The organism is Candidatus Hikarchaeum yamanae (genome assembly GCF_009889665.1).
GTDB classification, from domain to species: Archaea; Halobacteriota; Halobacteria; order Halobacteriales; family Hikarchaeaceae; genus Hikarchaeum; species Hikarchaeum yamanae.
In genome coordinates this window covers 1-19,597 of sequence record NZ_WTZR01000006.1, presented here as the reverse complement: position 1 = coordinate 19,597, position 19,597 = coordinate 1, and the positions used below count along the sequence as shown (strand labels likewise).

The 19,597-nt window shown below is 39.2% G+C and carries 23 protein-coding genes; 9 read left to right on the top strand and 14 right to left on the bottom strand.

The window, feature by feature from the left end; all coding sequences use genetic code 11:
• From rsmA to ACM9H2_RS03570, 6 genes are all read right to left on the bottom strand, one after another.
• Complete coding sequence (rsmA, locus tag ACM9H2_RS03595) at positions 1–825, bottom strand: 16S rRNA (adenine(1518)-N(6)/adenine(1519)-N(6))-dimethyltransferase RsmA (RefSeq protein WP_415488312.1); 825 nt, start codon at positions 823–825, stop codon at positions 1–3.
• A 24-nt stretch (positions 826–849) separates the two neighbouring features.
• Positions 850–1,404 carry a DUF655 domain-containing protein gene (locus tag ACM9H2_RS03590; RefSeq protein WP_415488310.1) on the bottom strand — a complete coding sequence of 185 codons (555 nt, stop codon included), beginning with the start codon at positions 1,402–1,404 and terminating at the stop codon, positions 850–852.
• A 68-nt stretch (positions 1,405–1,472) separates the two neighbouring features.
• A complete protein-coding gene (locus tag ACM9H2_RS03585; protein WP_415488308.1) occupies positions 1,473–1,829 on the bottom strand; it encodes an RNA polymerase Rpb4 family protein in 357 nt (118 codons plus the stop codon).
• Between the two features lie 5 nt (positions 1,830–1,834).
• Entirely contained in the window at positions 1,835–2,125 is a 291-nt protein-coding gene (locus tag ACM9H2_RS03580) for a 50S ribosomal protein L21e (RefSeq protein ID WP_415488306.1), read from the bottom strand.
• Between the two features lie 42 nt (positions 2,126–2,167).
• The gene (locus ACM9H2_RS03575) at positions 2,168–2,434 is read right to left on the bottom strand and encodes an elongation factor 1-beta (RefSeq protein ID WP_415488304.1); all 267 of its coding nucleotides are present in this window, start codon (positions 2,432–2,434) and stop codon (positions 2,168–2,170) included.
• 5 nt (positions 2,435–2,439) lie between these two features.
• Complete coding sequence (locus ACM9H2_RS03570) at positions 2,440–2,616, bottom strand: HVO_2753 family zinc finger protein (RefSeq protein ID WP_415488302.1); 177 nt, start codon at positions 2,614–2,616, stop codon at positions 2,440–2,442.
• 110 nt (positions 2,617–2,726) lie between these two features.
• On the opposite strand from ACM9H2_RS03570, the gene ACM9H2_RS03565 reads away from it, so the two are divergent.
• A complete protein-coding gene (locus ACM9H2_RS03565) occupies positions 2,727–3,167 on the top strand; it encodes a DUF302 domain-containing protein (protein ID WP_415488300.1) in 441 nt (146 codons plus the stop codon).
• Between the two features lie 14 nt (positions 3,168–3,181).
• Here the strand turns inward: ACM9H2_RS03565 and ACM9H2_RS03560 are convergent, their stop codons facing one another.
• Entirely contained in the window at positions 3,182–3,556 is a 375-nt protein-coding gene (locus ACM9H2_RS03560; protein WP_415488298.1) for a Zn-ribbon domain-containing OB-fold protein, read from the bottom strand.
• Positions 3,553–4,707 (bottom strand): thiolase C-terminal domain-containing protein, encoded by a 1,155-nt coding sequence (locus ACM9H2_RS03555; protein ID WP_415488296.1) that lies wholly within the window; start codon positions 4,705–4,707, stop codon positions 3,553–3,555. The genes ACM9H2_RS03560 and ACM9H2_RS03555 overlap by 4 nt, the downstream gene beginning before the upstream one ends.
• 209 nt (positions 4,708–4,916) lie before the next feature.
• Between ACM9H2_RS03555 and ACM9H2_RS03550 the strand changes: the two genes are divergently transcribed.
• The 5 genes from ACM9H2_RS03550 to ACM9H2_RS03530 all read left to right on the top strand — a co-directional run bounded on the left by ACM9H2_RS03550 (position 4,917) and on the right by ACM9H2_RS03530 (position 10,549).
• Entirely contained in the window at positions 4,917–5,174 is a 258-nt protein-coding gene (locus tag ACM9H2_RS03550; protein WP_415488294.1) for a hypothetical protein, read from the top strand.
• A gap of 77 nt (positions 5,175–5,251) precedes the next feature.
• Positions 5,252–6,412 (top strand): ABC transporter substrate-binding protein, encoded by a 1,161-nt coding sequence (locus ACM9H2_RS03545; protein ID WP_415488292.1) that lies wholly within the window; start codon positions 5,252–5,254, stop codon positions 6,410–6,412.
• Positions 6,413–6,785: 373 nt separating this feature from the next.
• Positions 6,786–7,805, top strand: coding sequence for a ferrochelatase (gene hemH / locus ACM9H2_RS03540; RefSeq protein WP_415488268.1), 1,020 nt, complete (start codon positions 6,786–6,788; stop codon positions 7,803–7,805).
• A 58-nt stretch (positions 7,806–7,863) separates the two neighbouring features.
• Entirely contained in the window at positions 7,864–9,432 is a 1,569-nt protein-coding gene (locus ACM9H2_RS03535; RefSeq protein WP_415488266.1) for an ABC transporter permease, read from the top strand.
• Positions 9,425–10,549, top strand: a complete 1,125-nt coding sequence (locus ACM9H2_RS03530) for an ABC transporter ATP-binding protein (RefSeq protein WP_415488264.1) — start codon at positions 9,425–9,427, stop codon at positions 10,547–10,549. The genes ACM9H2_RS03535 and ACM9H2_RS03530 overlap by 8 nt, the downstream gene beginning before the upstream one ends.
• Before the next feature lie 167 nt (positions 10,550–10,716).
• On the opposite strand, the gene ACM9H2_RS03525 is transcribed toward ACM9H2_RS03530, so the two are convergent.
• The 5 genes from ACM9H2_RS03525 to ACM9H2_RS03505 form a co-directional block, all read right to left on the bottom strand.
• Positions 10,717–11,748: a tyrosine-type recombinase/integrase gene (locus ACM9H2_RS03525; protein ID WP_415488255.1), complete on the bottom strand. Its 1,032-nt coding sequence runs from the start codon at positions 11,746–11,748 to the stop codon at positions 10,717–10,719.
• Between the two features lie 2 nt (positions 11,749–11,750).
• A complete protein-coding gene (locus ACM9H2_RS03520) occupies positions 11,751–12,155 on the bottom strand; it encodes a DUF5805 domain-containing protein (RefSeq protein ID WP_415488253.1) in 405 nt (134 codons plus the stop codon).
• A gap of 144 nt (positions 12,156–12,299) precedes the next feature.
• Positions 12,300–13,220 (bottom strand): hypothetical protein, encoded by a 921-nt coding sequence (locus tag ACM9H2_RS03515; protein ID WP_415488251.1) that lies wholly within the window; start codon positions 13,218–13,220, stop codon positions 12,300–12,302.
• On the bottom strand, positions 13,217–14,551 hold the full coding sequence (locus ACM9H2_RS03510; RefSeq protein WP_415488249.1) for a cryptochrome/photolyase family protein: 1,335 nt from the start codon (positions 14,549–14,551) through the stop codon (positions 13,217–13,219). Before ACM9H2_RS03510 ends, ACM9H2_RS03515 begins: the two co-directional genes overlap by 4 nt.
• Before the next feature lie 48 nt (positions 14,552–14,599).
• The gene (locus ACM9H2_RS03505) at positions 14,600–15,286 is read right to left on the bottom strand and encodes a cyclase family protein (RefSeq protein ID WP_415488247.1); all 687 of its coding nucleotides are present in this window, start codon (positions 15,284–15,286) and stop codon (positions 14,600–14,602) included.
• Positions 15,287–15,374: 88 nt separating this feature from the next.
• Between ACM9H2_RS03505 and ACM9H2_RS03500 the strand changes: the two genes are divergently transcribed.
• Together ACM9H2_RS03500 and ACM9H2_RS03495 are read left to right on the top strand one after the other, a co-directional pair.
• Positions 15,375–15,764 carry a RidA family protein gene (locus tag ACM9H2_RS03500; protein WP_415488245.1) on the top strand — a complete coding sequence of 130 codons (390 nt, stop codon included), beginning with the start codon at positions 15,375–15,377 and terminating at the stop codon, positions 15,762–15,764.
• A gap of 44 nt (positions 15,765–15,808) precedes the next feature.
• On the top strand, positions 15,809–16,843 hold the full coding sequence (locus ACM9H2_RS03495) for an ornithine cyclodeaminase family protein (protein WP_415488243.1): 1,035 nt from the start codon (positions 15,809–15,811) through the stop codon (positions 16,841–16,843).
• Between the two features lie 6 nt (positions 16,844–16,849).
• On the opposite strand, the gene ACM9H2_RS03490 is transcribed toward ACM9H2_RS03495, so the two are convergent.
• Positions 16,850–17,893 carry an ornithine cyclodeaminase family protein gene (locus tag ACM9H2_RS03490; RefSeq protein WP_415488241.1) on the bottom strand — a complete coding sequence of 348 codons (1,044 nt, stop codon included), beginning with the start codon at positions 17,891–17,893 and terminating at the stop codon, positions 16,850–16,852.
• Positions 17,894–18,004: 111 nt separating this feature from the next.
• Here ACM9H2_RS03490 and ACM9H2_RS03485 point away from each other — a divergent pair, with 111 nt between their 5' ends.
• Entirely contained in the window at positions 18,005–18,925 is a 921-nt protein-coding gene (locus ACM9H2_RS03485) for a hypothetical protein (RefSeq protein ID WP_415488239.1), read from the top strand.
• Positions 18,926–19,597 lie beyond the last annotated feature (672 nt).

Here is a 19,597-nt window from a genome sequence, read left to right as displayed (position 1 = left end):
TTAATCATCTGTAGAGTTTGCCAGAATATTGGCCAATATTGCAAAATCAGCAGGTGTCAATTCCCCGGGCCGAGAGTTCATCAACTCTTCATCTGCTAGTTCAATTAAAATAGTAGGGTTTTCTATGTGAGAAATATGGGTGGTATTTTTAATAGAATTAACCATTTTTTTACGTCTTTGTGTAAACACTGCAGTAACTAGCTGTAAAAAGGCAGCCTCATTTTCCACAATATAATCTGGTTTTGAAGGAACCAACTTAACGATTGCACTTTCCACAGCGGGTCTAACGTTGAATGCGAGGGGGGAAACCGTTTCTATAATTTCTATATCTGCATAATGCCCTGCTGTTATTGTGAGTCTCCCATATTCTGGTGTGTTTGGTTTTGCAACGAGACGTTGGGCAAACTCTTTTTGTACCATCAAGACTAGTGGCATTTTACTTGGAAGCAATCTAAATAATATTTTACTAGATAATTCGTATGGCAAATTGGATACAGACACAGTATAGGGGGGCAATTGAACTTCCAAGATATCTCCTTGAATTAAATGCAATTTTTTTGTAGATATTTCCTCTTTGAATTCAAGCGAGAGAAAATCCACCAAGAGAGGATCTATTTCTATTGCAGTAACACCTCCTGAGATCTCAACAAGTTTATCGGTTAAATTCCCAATCCCTGCTCCAATTTCAAGTATGTGGTCACAATCAAATTCACGTGCATATGATTGCAATCTATTGAGGACCCCTTCGTCCATCAAAAAATATTGGTCTAAATTTTGATTTCCTTTGGTTCTTGCTTTTTTTAATAGATCTTTCGGTTTCCGCATTATATCCAATAACTACCTTGTTATTCATTTTGTATTGACGAATATATGATATTTGATATCTGGATTTTTTAGTTCATCTAGAATTCGATTGAGTATTATCTCTTGAGGGTTGTACAACCCCTCGATTTTCTCTTCTAGGTCCTCGAAACTTTCAAAAGAAGAATATTTTCTCGAATTGAGGATCCTGTCCCTGATTTTCCCCCCAATCCCGGGGAGCAGATTTAGTTGATGTAATCTGATGCTTATTGGATTTGAATTGTTGAAAAAGTCGACAAATTTTTGGCTATCATTTTGGATAATTTCACGGATAATATGTTCTAATTCAGTTTTCGCCCCAACAGATAGGTCCTCATATCCAATCTCTCGAATGAATTCAATATATTCGGGATACTCGTTTACATTCAGTGGATCTCCTATAGTTCCCAATGGACCTTGTTTAAGAACAAGTTCACACAAGACAAAGCCCTCTTCTTTTATTACTTGCAATAATTGTGGTTTTCGATATTGTGGAGATTCGTCCCCCTCCCGTCCATGTGCCAAATAGTCCAAAACTGTTACCAACTGAATATCGTGTAACATAGACCTATCACTACATGGGTATAGATTTAAACACTTAAATAGATAATGCCAATAAATTCAATTATTTTTTAGACGTATTCGGCCACTATTGATATAATTTTGTCCAATTCGTCGCCATCCAGATTATGGCGATCTTGTGCATATACTGAACGTACTTCATCTCGGGATTGAGGGAGTAAATCCGCAATTTTACATGCATTTTGTGGACTTACCTTTTCTAATTCTAACAATTTTTTCACCAATGCTCTCGCGTCTTTTGCACTTAACACCGAAAAACGATTTACATGCTCAATTGTTCTCGCAAGTTCATAGGGCAACTCCCGCTCCTCATCCTCTACTCGTTCTTTTTCTATTTTCTGCAGATGTTGTTTCACCTCAGATACGGTCAAATAATCTTCTGAAATAATTTCTTGGAATATTGTCATAATTGTTATTTTTGGGCTTTCAGGTGGGCAGCAACTGAAATTAAAACCTTTGTCTTTCCTCCATCGGTTATTTGGACTTTAAAGGCAGATCCTTGCTTTCCAACCACCTCTCCTGTGTGCCCATTGAATCTAGGGTGGAACCTCCCATCTTGTACACTTGGGTCGATTCTGAGGTGGACTTTTTGTCCATTTTCAAACTGTTGAACTATTCGCTGAGGTGGGGAAGTTCCTCTATCTCGAAGTTTATTTGTCAACTTTCGTCGAGTTTTGCTACGTGGTCCCTTTGAACTTGGCATAATCTTATATATGAAATGTTAATTTAAGCAGCTTAAAACTCTCTATATTAGCCCCACTGCCTCAACAGCAACACTACCAACACCTTCTACCTTGGAAAGAGCCTCTTCGATCTTATCAGTTCCACCCTCCCCATCGGGGATTAGAACTGTAGGATATAGTGCAACTAGTCCAAATGCAATGGGCTGGCGTTCAATTCCTTTTAACTCAGCCCCATCGGGGATTGCACCTTCAATATTTTTTTCTAGCTCTTCAATATCAATTTCTGAAGTTTCTGGCATGATCTTGATTTTTGCGGCTACAGTCCCCATGGTAGCTATGGTCCCTCGAAATCACAGCCCGGGCACTGATATCTATTACTCTGTCTTTTACATTTGGAACATCTAGAAATGTTGGTGTCGCAGTTAGGACATTCAAAAGATGTTGCATTCACTCCAGAAATACTGATACCGCACGAAACGCAGAAAAGCATTTTCTCCATTGCTGCACTCATATTCTATTTGATTTCACCCGGGCTTTAAACAATTTCGGATGTGACTTTTGATAAACTATTTTCCATCTGCTAACCACAAGTGTTTTTTAAAGTGGTTTTTACCTATTCATATGGATGAAACTGCCACGGCAAAAGAAGTACTACACACCACGGTTGATATGGATTTTGAAGATGCAGTTCTTGCGATACAATTAGAACACGAATTGGCTGACTTTGAGACGATAAATGTTAGCCATCTCGATAAAATGATAAAAGGGACATTGGGCGAAACTGTATCAAAGGTCGCATTGATAATAGTTTGTCACCCACAAATTGCATATGGTGCTTTAAAAATTGATCCAGAGATCGCAGGAATGCTACCCTGCACTACTGTCGTATATGAGTCTCCAGAAGATGGATTGGTGCATGTTCACCACGTTTCTGCAACAAAAGCCATTCGGGACTTGGGATTGGTATCTCCCGATTCCGAGGATTCCCTTGACCAATTAGTCAAGCTGACTGGAGAGAAAATGCAAGTTGTTTGGAAAAACATCAAAACTTATGCAAAGTGATTCTTGATTGGGTTTTATTCCACTATTTTAAATCGATGGCCCGACCAGGTTTGACTTCCTTTCTCTCGTTGACAATATTCAGTATCTCTGAGATTTGAAACAGGTATGGCGTTGACAATATCACCTATACTCACAGATTCTCCCTCGATACCTCCTAATAATGCTACTGTTTCACCTTCGATATGATATTCAACAATAGCAATAATATTTGGTTTTCGTACTCCGGGTGGGGGGACCGTGCTTTTTGTCCAAGTGACAACCGTACCTTTCAAATTAGATATGTCTACCATCTCATTTCCTATTGAAACTCCACATTCAGAACATATGCTATGCTTTGGATAACAAAGATGGCCATTAGAGCATTTGTACACAATTAATTTATCACTCATATAGACTCCAAAATAGTAGTAATAACACAATTTCCAAATCCCCCAATGTTACATGCCAGTGCAGTTTTTGCGTCGACTTGCCGCTTACCTGCAGTGCCCATTAACTGGTGGTATAATTCATGTGCCTGTGCAACACCACTAGCACCTAGTGGATGTCCCTTTGATTTTAACCCCCCCGATGTGTTTATTGGCAGTTTTCCATCCCGGTCAGTGAGGCCTTTTTCTACTGCCTTCCACCCTTCTCCCTTATTGAAAAACCCTAAATCTTCCGACTGCAAAATTTCAAGTATTGTAAACATATCGTGCAATTCTGCAACATCTATATCCTCGGGTGTTTTGTTTGCCATTTCGTATGCCTTTTTTGAGCTAATCACCACTGCATCTAATGTTGTGGGTTCTCTTCGTTCGTGGACCACGTGGGTATCTGTTGCACCTCCTATTCCAGTAATCACTGCGTAATCGTCTGTAATTTTTTTTGCGCGAGATTCAGGACAAACCATCAAGGCAGCACTCCCATCTGTTATCGGACAAAAATCATACAATCTAAGTGGGTCTGCGATTATGGGTGAAGATAGTACAGTTTCTATATCTATTTCTTTTCTAAAGTGTGCATGAGGGTTGTCAACCCCATTCTTATGATTTTTAACGGCGACTTTGGCAAGTGATTCACGAGATGCATTATATCTGTGTAAGTAAAGTTGAGTGATGAGGCCTGCAAAACTAGGTAATGTAACTCCGTGTTTGTATTCTACGGGATGAGTGAGTGTCGAGATTATGTCTGTTGCGTTTGAAGTGGATGTGTGAGTCATTTTTTCACCACCTACAAGTAATGTCATATCACTTTGACCGCTAGCTACGGATTGCCACGCCGCGTAGATGCCCGCTCCCCCCGATGCACTAGTTTGGTCAATTCGGGCAGTATATGCAGGAACTGCCCCTATATCTTGGACCAGCGCATTCATAATTCCCGTCTGCCCCTCGAACTCCCCGCTGGCCATATTAGAAACATATACATGATCAATATCACTGGGCGATACGCCTGTAGTTTCTATGCAACTCATTGCAGCCTCTGAGAGTAAATCGCGTATCCAAGAGCCTTCCCGAACTCCAAATTGCGTCATAGAAGCCCCTATTATTGCAATTCGATCCATACCTGCGAGATGGTTAGCCATAACTTTAGTTTTTCGCAAAGTCTGTGAACCCATATGCCCTGGGTCGGACACACGGCGGTAGGTTGGTTTTTAATAGAATGGTGTAAAATCAGAGGACCAAAGAATGCCCCTCGTCTGCCTCCAGTCTGCCGTTTTACTTTCACCATGCTAGGCGGCCGTCTAAATAGCAGTGCTGTCACTGTTGAATCATGAGCATAACAATGACTCTTCAAACGGCAAAAATAGAACCCACATCAAAATGCCCTATTTGCAGTCAAGAGATTGTAGGGATTTCCGCATCAAGCCCTGGTGAACATTACTATACTTGTGGACATGAAGCCACAAACGATATTTTGTCTGACATGATTCAAACACCTCCTTTGGAGACTTCATTTGAAAGTTCCATATGGGAGCTACTTACCGGCATACCTGTTGGAATAACTGTGAATAATACTCCCTGGAATTAATATTAACCATTAATAGTTGAATATTATCTTAGAGTTAAATAAGCTAGGTTATATATAGAGGCAGTTTAGTCTACTCGATGAGTTTGAAAAATATCTCTCGAAGACAATTACTTGCGACCGCAGGGTCCGTTGGACTAATGACTATCGCAGGTTGTACAACACAACAAGAAGCAGCAGCTCCTGCCGCTTCAGAACCAGCAGCAGTACCTGCAGCACCTGCAGCACCTGCAGCACCTGCAGTACCTGTAGGAGTATCTATGGCTGCCCTCCCTCCATTGGAAGGAGACCTAACGATGTACTCTGGTAGGAAAGAATCGCTCGTTGGTGAGTTATTTGTGATGATTCAGGACAAATATCCTAAACTTAACCTAGATATTCGATATGACAAATCCACAGCTTTGGCAAATCAAATACGAGTTGAAGGTAAAAACACACCAGCAGATGTATTCTACACAGTTAGTACAGGTGCCCTTGGTTTATTAAAGAACGAAGGAATGACAGTTCCCGTTAATGCAGATGTAATCAGTGCCGGGCGAGAAGGCTATCTCGACCCCGAGGGACATTGGATCGGAACATCTGGTAGGCTTCGTTGCATCGCATACAACACAAAAGAAGTCGATGCATCTACAATCCCTAAAAGTATCTTTGACCTCCCCAAAGTTGAGGCACTCAAAGACAAGATGGGATGGGCACCAACATATGGGTCCCACGCAGATTTCATCACATGCATGAGATATTTACATGGAAAAGACAAAACGCTGCAATGGTTAAAAGACATGAAAGCAGCTGGTGTCAAAAACTATGCAAAGGAAAGTAATGTGACCGAAGCGATCCTAGCTGGGGAGATTCATGCTGGTCCTGTAAACCACTACTACCCTATGAGGGTAAAGAACGATCCAACAGGACATAGCTATGGATCTGGAGATCACATAGAATTGGCCTTTACGGAAAACGATGCAGGAGTATTCATGAATGTTGCAGGAGCAACGATCGTCAAGAATCCACGGCAAAACTATGAACTCGCATCCAATTTCATTAGGCATCTTCTCTCCATTGAAGCACAACAATTCTTCATTGGGAATATGAAATTTGAGTATCCGATGATCCCTGGACTAGAAGCAGATCCACGTCTGCCAAAACTATCAGAACAAAAAACACCTAAAGTTGATCTGGTTAAGTTTGCTTCACAGGACATTAACGAAACTGTTGCCTTGCAAGAGGAAGCAGGAGTACTTTAAATTTAAAATGGGAATTCTCACTTAAATGTGAGAACGTCTCTCTTTGTAATTTAAATCATCAATCTAAAACCATATCAAGGGACCTGTGCAATTTGATAGTATGTGTCACCTGAGGCACCAGCTTCTGACATGAGCAGAATGCTGTTACTCGGTTCGAACCCGAGTGGTCCCAATAGGGTCTTATTGGTAGATAATACATATAAAAATCTGAAAAATATCAACAAACTTTAGGAAACCAAAATGGACCTATATAAAAACCGTCATAAAATTAATTTTAATCAGAAAGATCGAATGTGCACTTGTGAGGAAGGAGCGTCTGAATCAAATAAGATATGCTTATGTGGGAGGTATACAAACGTCATATCAGACTTAAATGGATGAGGCAATTTTATTAGTTAATTTAGGATCTCCAGAGTCGCCCGAACCTTCTGACGTTAAGAAATACTTAGATGAATTTTTGATGGACAAACACGTTATTGACCTACCATATTTGTTAAGATACCTCCTCATAAAAGGAATTATTTTAAATGTGAGGCCAAAGCAAAGTGCAGAAGCATATTCGTTAATATGGACTGATAAATCCCCACTAATAGATATCAGCGAAAAGGTTCAAGACAAATTGTCCCGCATATCAGAAATTCCGGTGGAACTTGCCATGCGCTATGGATCTCCTAGTATGGAATCTACCATTGAGAAAATGGTTTTAGAGCATTCCGATTTAAGAGATCTAATCATTTGTCCACTTTATCCGCATTATGCAATGGCTAGTACAAAATCGGTTATAGAGCATGCAAATCAAATAATTCGGGATAGATTCCCGAGACTTACTTTGCAATATGTAGGTCCATTTTATAATCACCCAGACTATATCTCAGTCCTATCCAAAATTATCGAAAAAAATCTTGGTGATTCAGACTATTTATTATTTAGTTACCATGGAATTCCCGTTAGACATGTTAAAAAGATGGATCCCAACAAAGATCATTGTTTTAAATATAAAGATTGTTGCCATATCCCAAATCCGCAATGTCACTCCATTTGTTATCCGCATCAAGTCAAACAGACTACAGAATGCGTTGCGAATGCACTTTCGTTGGAAAGGGATAAATGGAGTTGGTCTTTTCAATCGAGACTTGGATTTGATGAATGGCTTGGTCCCTCGACAGAAGATGAAATTAAACGCCTGGCTAAAAATGGAGTACAAAAACTAGCCATTTGCTGCCCTTCGTTTATAGCAGATTGTTTGGAAACATTGGAGGAGATTGGGATCCGGGGAAATGAGATTTTCATAGAAAATGGAGGTAGGGAATTCACACTGATTCCTTGTTTAAATGATGATGATGAATGGGTATCTACACTCTCTAAAATTATTAAAGATAATATACAGCGATAATATCTTTAATTTCAATTTTGTTCAATGACTATTTCAATCCGTACTGCATACATCTAACGTGAAAAAATATCCCCGGACGATACTGTTTTCCATAATTGCTTCCTCAACTATTGCAGGTTTAATCCTAATACCTTCAGTGTGGTTAGTGATAACTGCGATAACAGTTCCATTTGCAGACTTAATTACTATACTTTCCCGGGGAAAAACGATTCAAATACTGATTAATAGCATTGTGATGGTGTCATTGACAACCCTGTGCACTATTTTGATTGCAGTCCCTCTTGCATTCATAACGACTTGTACAGACATATCATACAAACGGTTTTGGACCGCCATGGTTTGTTTGCCACTAGTAATTCCAAGCTACATAGGTGCATTCGCCTATGTTTCGACATTTGGCCCAAATGGTACGCTCCAAAAGATGCTTTTGCCCATAGGGGTGGAAGAATTGCCATCCATATATGGCCTTTCTGGGACTGTAATTGTACTCACATTGTATACCTACCCTTACGTGTACCTTACCACTAGGGCTGCGTTAAAAACCATTGATCCTCAAACGATCGATGTTTCTAGGACCCTTGGAGTCAATCGGTGGATAACATTTAGTAGAGTTATTTGGAAACAAATATACCCTGCAGTGATTGCAGGGGCACTATTAGTTTCGCTTTATTGTCTATCCGATTTTGGAACTCCTGCAATAATGAGATATGATGTATTTACACGTGCGATATATATCAAAAGGTTTGATTTGGGGTTCTCCGCGATATTGTCATTGATCTTATTATTGTTTGCAATTGTGATCTTGTCGATGGAATCTAGAGCTCATAAGTCAGTTATCGATCGAAAAACCATTGATTTTAAAGGGACACTTCAGATCCAATTAGGAAAGTGGAAAGGTTTATCTACGGTATTTCCACTATTAGTGGCTTTTTTTGGAATTGCCATCCCCCTAATAACATTTTTTGGTTGGTTTAGTTTAGATCCCGTTTATGGAAGTGTTTTCACGATCCCGTATAAGCACATATTCAATTCGGTTTTAGTATCGTTTGCAGCGGCCACGGTGATAACATTGGCTAGTACCCCTGTGTCACATCTCATTGTTAGAAAGATACCACCTTGGTATGGTATTATTCAAAAATCCTCCTATATTGGCTATGCGATGCCCGGCGTGGTCATAGGTCTGGCTTTAATTTTCTTTGGATCTAGATACCTTGGCTCTTATTACCAGACATTACCTCTTTTAATTTTTGCATATGCCATTCGTTTCTTCCCACTTTCAATTGGATCCAATACCGCTGCAATTTCTAGTGTAGACATTGGATTGGTTCACGCATCGAGAACACTAGGTGTGGGTCCAATAAGATCGTTCCTTAAAGTTACATTCCCCTTGGTTACCCCGAGTTGGCTTGCAGGGTTTTGTTTGGTATTTTTGACAGTTATGAAAGAGCTTCCGATAACATTGATGCTACGACCCACGGGGTTTGAAACGCTGGTCACATTGATTTGGATGGCAGAAGACGCAAATTTTTATGGTGATGCCGCATTACCAATAGTAATGCTGTTAATAGTATCTGGCCTTTCGATGGTCCTACTCTTGATGCAGGAGGATTCAAATGGCCATGGATAATTCCAAGTCATTTGATGTATGGCCCCCCCTTCGAGGTGAAGGTCCGAAAAATCCAATTCTAGAAATAGAAAATATGTTTAAAAACTTTGGAAAAAACCGAATACTTTCAAACTTATCTTTTTCTGTTGGAAAAGGGGAATTATTAACACTTTTGGGTGCTTCAGGAAGTGGAAAAACCACGATACTAAGGTGCATAGCAGGATTACAAGAAATAGACGGAGGAACAATTAAGATCCATGATGAATTAGTGAGTAGTCCCGAAGTACTAGTTCCTCCCGAAAAACGAGGAGTTGGGATTGTATTTCAAAATTTGGCCCTATTTCCTCATTTGACTGTTAGCCAAAATGTTTCTTTTGGGATAAACAAATACGACCTAGAATTATACCCCGAAAAAGTAGATGACTTATTAGAATTGGTGGGCCTTTCTCACAAGAAGGATTGTTACCCAAACGAGCTTTCTGGTGGACAAAAGCAACGGATTGCTCTTGCAAGATCATTGGCACCCAACCCCTCAATTTTACTTTTAGATGAGCCATTTTCTAGTATTGATGCAGGACTTAGAATTGAAATGAGAGAAGAACTTAGAACGATTTTAAAAACTACGGGGACAACCACTATATTTGTTACTCATGATCAAGAGGAGGCATTATCCATTTCAGATAGAGTTCTAATCCTCAAAAACGGCAGAATAGAGCAATCTGGATCCCCCCAAGAATTATTTAATTATCCCCGATCCAGATTCGTGGCAAGTTTTTTGGGACATGCAAGCTTCATTTCGGGATTCCTAGACGGAGATACTATTTCGACAATGGTAGGTGATATCAATCGAGAAAATATATATGGGCTTTCTAAAGAATATGATAATCTAAATATGGAAATTTTGTTTCGACCAGAAGATCTTAAAATAGACTTGTGCAATCCAAAAGATGCCAATGGGACCATTACATATCAACGCTATCTAGGTGAGAAAGTACTGTACAAAGTGGCTTTGTTGAACGGAGAGATAATACAATGTTCTGCCCCGACCAATTCGAACATGCCTCTTAACTCATTTGTGTGTGTGTCAATAGAATCTGAAGGGAAATTGGCCTGGTTCCCATCTACTCATATCGATTAAATATAAGTGGATTTGAAAGTATAGCAGTATTTTGTTTATCTGTTCCAAATAAAACATAAATATACGCGTATAGCAGTATTTTGTTTAAATGTTCCATATTAAACAATTTGTGAATTGGCATATTGCAATATTTTGTTTGTCTGTTTCAAATAAAACAGAATTTTTTTTTAAACTAACAATGAATAAATATTTTTTTCATAAACGATTCTAACTCTATCGCCCCAATTATGAGTATAAGTTTCAATAATATCGTCTGCGACGTCTCCACGTAGATATTTAACAATACCTCGGTCTCCTGTTTCATTTCTTAAATTGGTAGTAAAAAAGTGACGGAAATAATGAGGAGTTACATTCTCTTCTGCCCCTGCCCCAGGGGAATGCCATCCGGTGGTTTTAGTATATTCTAAAAGTCTGGAACGAACGATACTAGGGGTGATCCTATGCCCCCATTTTGAAGTGCTAAGGAACACAGGTTCTGCCGGAGAATTGGAATCTGGCCGAATGGAAAGCCATACTTTTAAAGTATGATATAATTCATTATCAATAGGCACTATGGTGTCACGTTTCCGTTTATTTGATGCAGTTCTTACCTCGCCGTTGTAGATTTCTCCTCGAGTGGGTTCTTTTGAGATATACAAAGTCTTTGATCGGTCCCCAATTGCACCTCTTGGTTTTATTTTATATGTGAAAGTTACATCTTGGTCCACTAAATTTAAATCTCTTAAGTCTAGGTTACAAAGCTCTCCAACCCTCATTCCTGTTTTTAGTAAAGTAACAATAATTGCCCGATCCAAAGGGTGTGAAATATTTTTTAAAAATTTCTGCATACTTTTTAATGAAATATCCCTTCGTATTGGGTTTGATTCTATTGATTCTGTCAACTCTTCAACGACTAGCAGCATGGGGTTTGAATTTAATATCCCTACATTGGACATATACCTATAGAATCGATTGACATACGACGCATATGTTGCAATAGTACTTGGAGAAGATATTTTACGAATGCCATGTAGCCAAGCCATGCAATCTCTATGAGTAGCGTTATTGATTTTAGTACCACATTCGTTGTTCAAAAACAATTGAAAGTCGGTGAGTACTCGAAAATATGCATCTTGAGTTCTTTTAGATCTACCATGGTATTCCATGTCCTGTATGAAATAGGCAATAGGATCACTACGATTGAGATTTGGTTTTACCATAGTTAATCTCGCAAAAGTGTATAGCCACCTAGCCTCCCATTATACCTAATTATATTTTCTTCTTGGAGTTGTGTTAATGCAAGTTCCATTTCATCTTCCAAATCTACTGTGAGTTTTTGCACTAGTTTGTCCCAACCCAAACACTCGTCGTTTTGGAGAAAATTTAGAAGTTGTATTTTTACTCCCGATACCCCGGGGGTTTTGTTATCAAAATTGACTTTCAATATATTTTCATTATTTTTAGTTCCAATGTCAAAATCACGCCTACCTGCCTGAACCATCGCCCGTACAAATTCACTCAGATTCATGTCTAAAAGTCCTGCGTGCTGTTTCCATAAATCCCGTTGATATTCTGGGACATATGTATTGATTGTCACACGAGTATCGTTTGAGGTTTCAAGTTCCATCTTATCAGGATATATTCCCAAATAACTTAAATTTGACGATAATAATATTTATCGTTTTTTATACAGGTATATTTTTCTTTTATTTATCTAAATTCGTTGATAAGTATATTTATAAATTATATTCAACGATAATAAATAGATTTACTAAACTTTATAGAACAAATCCTGTGGATCGAAGATATCAGATATCAAATGTTGATCATAGGCATATTGAATCATGGTTTCTAATTCAGCTTTCACATTTGAATTAAAATCAAAGGATCTGGCCCATATATCTCCGAACACCTCTAACTCTTCTTCGATATACATAGTCCACCAGGCCAAGGGCCATTTAGTATCGTCAGTGATTCTAGTTAAATATGAAGCATACGATTTTTGAAATAGCTCATATAATTCAGTGGCAACCCAGGGATCATTTTCAACAATTTCGTTTCTAATGACTATATCGTGCATAAGTGGACAGAAACCTGATTTTTGAAAATATATTTTTTCTGCCTCACGAGGATCCGAATACATCCGAGCTACATTTTTGGGAAGTGGGTAGATCCTATTTGTTGTTGGTAGAAATAGGGCGTCTATTTTTCCTTGAGATAATTGCTCTGGTAATGTTTTATGGTCAACAATTTCCGGATCGTAGGGAACTTCAAATGTTTCGGGGCGCGAAGTGACCCACTCAATTGATTCTAAATCAACATCATAATATTCTGAAAGAATTCCTCTTGCCCAGAGTGCCAATGTATTTTGGTATTGATATATTGCGACCCGTTTATTTTCTAGATCTTTTGGTTCAGTTATATTTGAATTTTGATTGACAAAGATATGAGAATGTGGAAAAAAGCGACGAGGGAACACGGGTAACCCAATGAATTCCCAATTGGGATACCCTATGATATGTTTAGCTAGAGAAAATTCTGCGACATCAAAATCTCCCCCAACTGTTCGATCGTGTATTCGGTTGCTAGGTGCATCTGTAAAAAATTGCAACTCTAGATCGTCAGATTTTACATAACCATGAATAAGTGGTTCTAGCCATTCGTAATCTTTACATCCTACTGTTAACTTCATGATGCTGATTTAAAGAGCTCCAATGTTCTTCTAACTTCGCTTTTATGGTCTATGATAGGTTCAGGGTAAGTAGAACACCCATTCCAGTTATGTATTTTTTTAGAAGAATAATCCCTAAGTTCTGGAATCCATTCTTTGATATACTTACATTCTTTATCGAATCGTTCTTGCTGCCTCCAGGGATTAAATATTCTAAAATAAGGCTGTGCGTCACATCCGGTGCTGGCAGCCCATTGCCAACTTCCATTATTTACACAGGGATCATAATCAATTAGATTTTGTGCAAAATATTTTTCACCCCATTGCCAATTGATACGTAGTGATTTTGTTAGGAAACTAGAAACTACCATTCGCATACGGTTGTGCATCCACCCAGTGGTGTTCAACTGCCTCATTCCTGCATCCACTATTGGGAATCCAGTAAGCCCAGTGCACCATTTTTCAAAGTGGTCTGCATTGGTTGACCATTGGATTTGGTCATATTTTTTACGGAAATTGCTACCAAAAACGTGGGGGTGGTGAAATGCTATGTGGGTGTAAAAATCGCGCCATATTAATTGAGTTATCAATGCGTGATTTTTTCCAAATTGGTTTTTAATGGCGTGATAAAGTTCTCGGACGCTGATTGTGCCGAACTTATTGTGTGCAGAGAGGCCGGTAGTACAAGATAAGAATGGATAATTACGTTTGTCGGAGTAGTTTTTGAATTGAGTTATACCGTCAAGTATACGGATAGCTTTTTTTCGACCGCCTCTAACGAAAATATCTTCATTATTGTTAGTTTTTAACGTGGTGATAGGGAGATTGTCAAGGTCTATTTTAGAGTAATTGGAATGGTTATTAGAAATGGGAATTGGTATCTTCTTTTGAATTACATTTTTATAAAATGGAGTGAAAACTTGATAAGTTCCTCCAGTTTTAGTAGATACATTTTCAGGACGGTGTAACAACAAATCGTCGCAGAGAACAAATTTTTTACCAGATTCTAAACATAAATTTTGAATCGAATTGTCCCGATTAATGCTAAAAGGTGTATAGTCTCTATTGAGATATACTGCATCCACGTGAGCCAATAATTGAGAAATTACTTGTTCGCCATTTCCTTTAAATAAATATAATAAAGAATCATTTTTTAAAAGTTCAGAATTGAGTTCTCGTAAACTTTCAAACATAAACTGAATCGCATTTAAGCTCCGATATTCATTGAATTCTAATTGCCGGGGGTCGAGTATAAAACAAGGAATTACTTCATCGCTATCTGAAAGTGCTTGGATTAAAGCAGTATTATCCTCCAATCTCAAGTCCCGTCTGAATACAAATAGGCTTTTCATTTGTTTTATTTAAAACATATAAACAAAATAATGCTATATGGGATTTTACTAGTCGTAAGTCCTAGCAATGACCCGAGTAGGTGCTGCTTCAAATCCAGTGATCGGAAGCGGCAAGCAGAATAAATCAATTGATTTCTCTTCAACAACCTTGTCTGTGTTGCACAGATACTCGGGTATGGCTATGTCTGCACCGCACAAGAGATTGTGTACTGGTCGGTCGGCGTCGAATGTTTTAGTTTTTGCATCTTTAGTTGATTCGGTTACAAAATCATTTGCAGCCATTCGGACCCCTTTATCAACTAACCATTTTGCCCCATCTACAGAGAAACAGGCTCCTTCTTCGAATAAAGTTTTAATTTGGGGATTTTCTGCACGGTGGAAGTATTTGTCAACGTCTCCCGTAATCATAAGAAGTCGGTCTCCTTTTTCAATATGGGATGCCTCTTTTTCGAGTATATCTGAAGTAATATATTCTCCCGAATACTCACGAAGATCTATTACTTGTGCAGGGCCGATAAGCACATCAAGTTCTATTTGGTCGATGGTTCTCCCACCTCCAATATAATGTGCTGCAGCATCCATGTGAGTACCGACGTGTGTACTTTGGCTGAAACTATGAACGGCAGCTGCATGTCCTTGTTCTATGCTCAGTATTGTTTCTGCTTTAAATGCATTTCCCCCACCAGGAATTAATATCGTGTCATCATTGAGAGGAAGTGTTAGGTCGTATAACATTATAACTAAGAAAACGCAGTTGCCCAAGATATAAGTTCGGATTGGACTATTGGTAAGTGCTATTTTCTCTGAAGTGGACTTTCATAGTATGACTGTAGTTATACATCCAAAAAATATGCCAGATACCGTATCAAGGGGCTATAGCCAGGCTAGAATAGATAAAGGACACATATCCATTTCGGGAATGGTAGGAAGAGTTGGGGAATTTAAACCAGTTGGGGCAAACATGACGAGTCAAGCCAGGCAGGCATTTGCAAATATTGAAACTATATTGGCAGAAATGGATAAAAATTTAAGTGACATTTCAAAGGTAACTAGTTATTTAATCGAGCCTCGAAAACATCTTCAAGAGTATAGTGATGTTTGGAAAGAAGTTTTTACAGAAGAACCATATCCATGCCACACATTAATTGGAGTGCATCAGCTAGTTCAGGAGGCATATTTGGTAGAAATTGATGTCGAAATTGCTAGTGGTTAATGATCAAGACAATTATCTACTTTTACTGCTAAAAAGGAATAATAATGATTGATACGATATTGTATTTGACCACAGAAGATTTGATAGATTTGGCAGATCCAGAAGATTATGTTAATGCGACAAGGGATGCCTACAGAGAACGTGGGCATGGTGCCCCGTCGAATGCGCCTTCAGCACTAGCAACAGAAGATCCAAATACGGATTTAACTGGGTATATGTCTATGTTGCCAGAAATGGGATACATGGGGTACTATGTGTACTCTGTTGGAGGTCCTGAGAGAGATGGTTGGTTCACATGCCCATTATGGGACATAAAAACTGGAAAAATGCTCGCTATATTAGATGGATCGTATTGGAATCCTCTTAAAACAGGGGCATCAAGTGCAATTGCTTCTGAAGTGCTCGCAAGAGAAGATTCTGAAAGTGTGGGGATAATCGGGACTAGTCGTGTTTCATATGGTGCACTCCAAACACTAGCTGTCGTTCGAGATATCACTAGTGTGAAAGTATATTCTAGAAAGTCTGACAATCGAGAAGCATTTTGTAAAACAATTGAAAAGGACATGGGGTTTGATGCAAAACCTGTCGATTCCAGTGATGGTGCTGTTGATGATGTGGATATTTTGGTTACGGCGACGGTTGCTTCTGATCCCGTTTTTGATGGATCAAGGCTCAGTCCAGGAATCCATGTGAATGCAATGGGTCAATCGGGGCACGAAAGAGAGCTGGATATAGAAGCGATTTGTAAAGCGGATAAATATGTCCCAGATCTTAGAGAGCGAGTTTTTGCACATGGTGTACAAGAACGACTTCGAATGGCAGGGGGATTTCTGGCAGCATATAATGCTGGTCGAGTGGGTGAAAATCACATATATGCAGAAATAGGAGATATAATTTCAGGGCGTATTCCAGGAAGAACAAGTGCAGAAGAAATTACAATTTTTGACAGTACAGGAGTGGGTGTTGAAACTGTTGCATCTGCGGCCATGTTATATGAAAAGGCGATAAAAGAGGGATTGGGCATTGAGCTTCCAATGACATCCTATAAAAATGCCACCCCCGGAACTGGAAAAATATAAATAAGATTACCAGTCGGTTGCGATGTAATCGGTGAATCCAAATGATTCTTCTGCAGAGTAGAACTCGATCTCAGTTCCTATTCCTGCTTTAACAGCTTTTTCATACAATAGTTTTCCACCAGCGACCGCTTCGGGTCCAGATCCTGTTGAATCAAATAGAGTTACCTCAGTTTCAGATTCTCGGCCAGGATATTTATCTGCTAGAACTTCACCCAGTTCTGCATAGTAGTGGGTATCAAAATCAATGAATCCGTGGTTTGCGGCATAGATATAGGCACCTTGGGATCGTAGAGTTCTTGCTTTTATATCAGAGACCCACTTGGCTTGTTTGACAGTTACCTCATCTACTTCTCGTTTGTCGGCTTCACTTCCCTGCCCTACTGCATTTACATGAACACCTTCTTTCATTTTGGACCCATCGAATACAGGATCTGACGCTTTTGTTGCAGTGACAATAATATCAGCATTTTCAATTGCCGCGTCGCTAGAATCTACGGAAATTATATCGCATTTAACGAAATCTTGCATTGTCTTAGCAAACTTTTCCCTATGCTCTTTGTTGGGAGAATAGACATATGCATGTTCGATATCACGAACGTGTTCGATGGCGACTAGTTGACCTTTTGATTGTTCTCCACTTCCAATTAGGGCAACAACTGAAGAATCTTCTCTTGCTAAAGCATCCACACCAACTGCACCAACTGCACCTGTTTTGAGAGGATTCCAGCTAGCCCCATCAATTACTGCTAGTGGTTCTCCAATACTGCTATACAATTGATTTAAATACCACCCCTCGGTTGCAGAGGAAGGGCACATTGTGTACATACCCATGACATTCGAGTCGGGCATACTAGCCCCATATGTGACAAGACTAGCTGCTTTTCCATATCGAGGTGTTGGACCGGCATCGCTTGAGATTACTTGCGATGGTTTTGCAGACGCACCTTCTCCTCTTTGACGGTATCCATCCCGAATGGCTTCAATAAATTCTTCCATTGTTGCTAATCCGGCAACATCTTTGCCAGAAAGAAATAATGCTTTTTGAGACATATTACTTTCACTTAAAAAAGTCGCGAGGTTAACTCTTATGATTTTCCAAATATTATGATTTTTCCCCTCTGCGATACTATAAGTAAAAAGTTAAGGGTTTTTTGAATAGAAATGAGTAACATTTGTAGAATAGAAATTGACTCGACGAAAAAAAGTCCAGAAGCAAAAGTACTGGAGAATGCACTTGCAATAGAGGGGCATGAAGTTTCGATAGAAACCTCCAAGGTTTACACGGTTGAGTATGATTTTTCAGAGGGACAATTTAAACAGATAGCTGCGGCCCTTCACAACCCAATTACAGAGTTTCCACGAATAAATGAGCCTGCAGACAAGAAGTTTGATTTTGTGCTTGAATTGGGATTACTACCGGGAGTAACAGATAACGTCGCGAACACTACTACTGAAATAATAAATGATTTGTTCAAGACCGAAATTGGGAGAAACAAAGTCTTCTCATCTAAACTCTTGTTTATATCAGGAAACGTCACAAAAGAAAATATAAAAAAAATTGCATTAGGACTCACAAACGTTCTGACCGAGCGGCACCACATCAAGTCACATACAACATATTTTGAAGACGGAGGAATGGACAAAACAATTCCAACAGTTCATCTGAAACAAAGTATGGGAGTTTTAGAGATAGATCTAGACGTGGATGAAGAGGAATTGAGAGAGTTGGGGAAAAAAGGAATATTCGATCCTGAAACAAATGTGAGAAGAGGTCCACTTGCATTGAGCATAGATTATTTGAAAGCTATAAAAGAATATTATGAAAAGGAAGGACGAAAACCTACAGACATAGAACTAGAGTCAATCGCACAAACATGGTCAGAGCACTGTAAGCACACAATTTTTGCGTCGCAAATAGACGATATAGAAGAAGGAATTTTCAAACGGTACATAAAGAAGGCAACAGAAAATATAAGGGAAGATCTAGGTGACATAAAGGAAAAAATTTCAAAGATTGAAGGTGTTGGTTCTTTTGTTATCGATGTGACCGATAAACCCCCTGCAACAACTTGTTGGGAGTAAAATTATAAACCAGGGAAAACTATTCCATCCAATGGAAATCACGATAGAGAAGAAGTTGGGAGGCAGCAAATGGTGACAAAGTCAGATCCATACCAAACTGAAGATCCATCAATTATTCGGAAACATCCATTTGTGTTTTTGATCTCATTTCCGGCTTTGTTGTACGTGTTGTACGTTATAGCCCCGTATTTATTCCCACATCTGCCATATTTCTATCTCTATATGAGCAATCCTGTCACCTCCATTATTTTCATAGTTGGTGGCTTGGTTGTGCTATTTCTTCTTAGTTGGGTCATAACAGCAATATGGGCAGGTATAACAGGTGGGAAGGGATGGTTCGGGAGAGACAGATCATATTGAAATCGCCGGGGGAAGAATAACGGTTTATTGGTACTATCTATAATTTGGAACCCCTGAATTCAAATCTCTAAGATCCAGGGATAAAATTTTAATTACTGTTGCATCCCATAGAGTCCGTATATTATGAAGAAATCTCACCTTCTTGTCATCGTAGCGGCACTTTGTCTCATCATTTCGGGGTGTTCAGGTGGGGCGGTAGAAGATATTTCTCCAGTATATTTCCCAGACACTCCTACTCCTACTCCTACTCCTGCTCCTACTCCTACTCCTGCTCCTACTCCTACTCCTGCTCCTACTCCTGCTCCTACTCCT

What these genes read in the sequence shown, in the direction of transcription:
- ACM9H2_RS03510 (WP_415488249.1), bottom strand. Translation starts at nt 14,551, where the DNA reads ATGAAAAGCCTATTTGTATTCAGACGGGACTTGAGATTGGAGGATAAT.
- ACM9H2_RS03500 (WP_415488245.1), top strand. Translation starts at nt 15,375, where the DNA reads ATGACTGTAGTTATACATCCAAAAAATATGCCAGATACCGTATCAAGG.
- rsmA (WP_415488312.1), bottom strand. Translation starts at nt 825, where the DNA reads ATGCGGAAACCGAAAGATCTATTAAAAAAAGCAAGAACCAAAGGAAAT.
- ACM9H2_RS03590 (WP_415488310.1), bottom strand. Translation starts at nt 1,404, where the DNA reads ATGTTACACGATATTCAGTTGGTAACAGTTTTGGACTATTTGGCACAT.
- ACM9H2_RS03555 (WP_415488296.1), bottom strand. Translation starts at nt 4,707, where the DNA reads ATGGATCGAATTGCAATAATAGGGGCTTCTATGACGCAATTTGGAGTT.
- ACM9H2_RS03565 (WP_415488300.1), top strand. Translation starts at nt 2,727, where the DNA reads ATGGATGAAACTGCCACGGCAAAAGAAGTACTACACACCACGGTTGAT.
- ACM9H2_RS03525 (WP_415488255.1), bottom strand. Translation starts at nt 11,748, where the DNA reads ATGGTAAAACCAAATCTCAATCGTAGTGATCCTATTGCCTATTTCATA.
- ACM9H2_RS03575 (WP_415488304.1), bottom strand. Translation starts at nt 2,434, where the DNA reads ATGGGGACTGTAGCCGCAAAAATCAAGATCATGCCAGAAACTTCAGAA.
- ACM9H2_RS03550 (WP_415488294.1), top strand. Translation starts at nt 4,917, where the DNA reads ATGAGCATAACAATGACTCTTCAAACGGCAAAAATAGAACCCACATCA.
- ACM9H2_RS03485 (WP_415488239.1), top strand. Translation starts at nt 18,005, where the DNA reads ATGAGTAACATTTGTAGAATAGAAATTGACTCGACGAAAAAAAGTCCA.
- hemH (WP_415488268.1), top strand. Translation starts at nt 6,786, where the DNA reads ATGGATGAGGCAATTTTATTAGTTAATTTAGGATCTCCAGAGTCGCCC.
- ACM9H2_RS03585 (WP_415488308.1), bottom strand. Translation starts at nt 1,829, where the DNA reads ATGACAATATTCCAAGAAATTATTTCAGAAGATTATTTGACCGTATCT.
- ACM9H2_RS03490 (WP_415488241.1), bottom strand. Translation starts at nt 17,893, where the DNA reads ATGTCTCAAAAAGCATTATTTCTTTCTGGCAAAGATGTTGCCGGATTA.
- ACM9H2_RS03495 (WP_415488243.1), top strand. Translation starts at nt 15,809, where the DNA reads ATGATTGATACGATATTGTATTTGACCACAGAAGATTTGATAGATTTG.
- ACM9H2_RS03580 (WP_415488306.1), bottom strand. Translation starts at nt 2,125, where the DNA reads ATGCCAAGTTCAAAGGGACCACGTAGCAAAACTCGACGAAAGTTGACA.
- ACM9H2_RS03520 (WP_415488253.1), bottom strand. Translation starts at nt 12,155, where the DNA reads ATGGAACTTGAAACCTCAAACGATACTCGTGTGACAATCAATACATAT.
- ACM9H2_RS03530 (WP_415488264.1), top strand. Translation starts at nt 9,425, where the DNA reads ATGGATAATTCCAAGTCATTTGATGTATGGCCCCCCCTTCGAGGTGAA.
- ACM9H2_RS03545 (WP_415488292.1), top strand. Translation starts at nt 5,252, where the DNA reads ATGAGTTTGAAAAATATCTCTCGAAGACAATTACTTGCGACCGCAGGG.
- ACM9H2_RS03570 (WP_415488302.1), bottom strand. Translation starts at nt 2,616, where the DNA reads ATGAGTGCAGCAATGGAGAAAATGCTTTTCTGCGTTTCGTGCGGTATC.
- ACM9H2_RS03505 (WP_415488247.1), bottom strand. Translation starts at nt 15,286, where the DNA reads ATGTTATACGACCTAACACTTCCTCTCAATGATGACACGATATTAATT.
- ACM9H2_RS03515 (WP_415488251.1), bottom strand. Translation starts at nt 13,220, where the DNA reads ATGAAGTTAACAGTAGGATGTAAAGATTACGAATGGCTAGAACCACTT.
- ACM9H2_RS03560 (WP_415488298.1), bottom strand. Translation starts at nt 3,556, where the DNA reads ATGAGTGATAAATTAATTGTGTACAAATGCTCTAATGGCCATCTTTGT.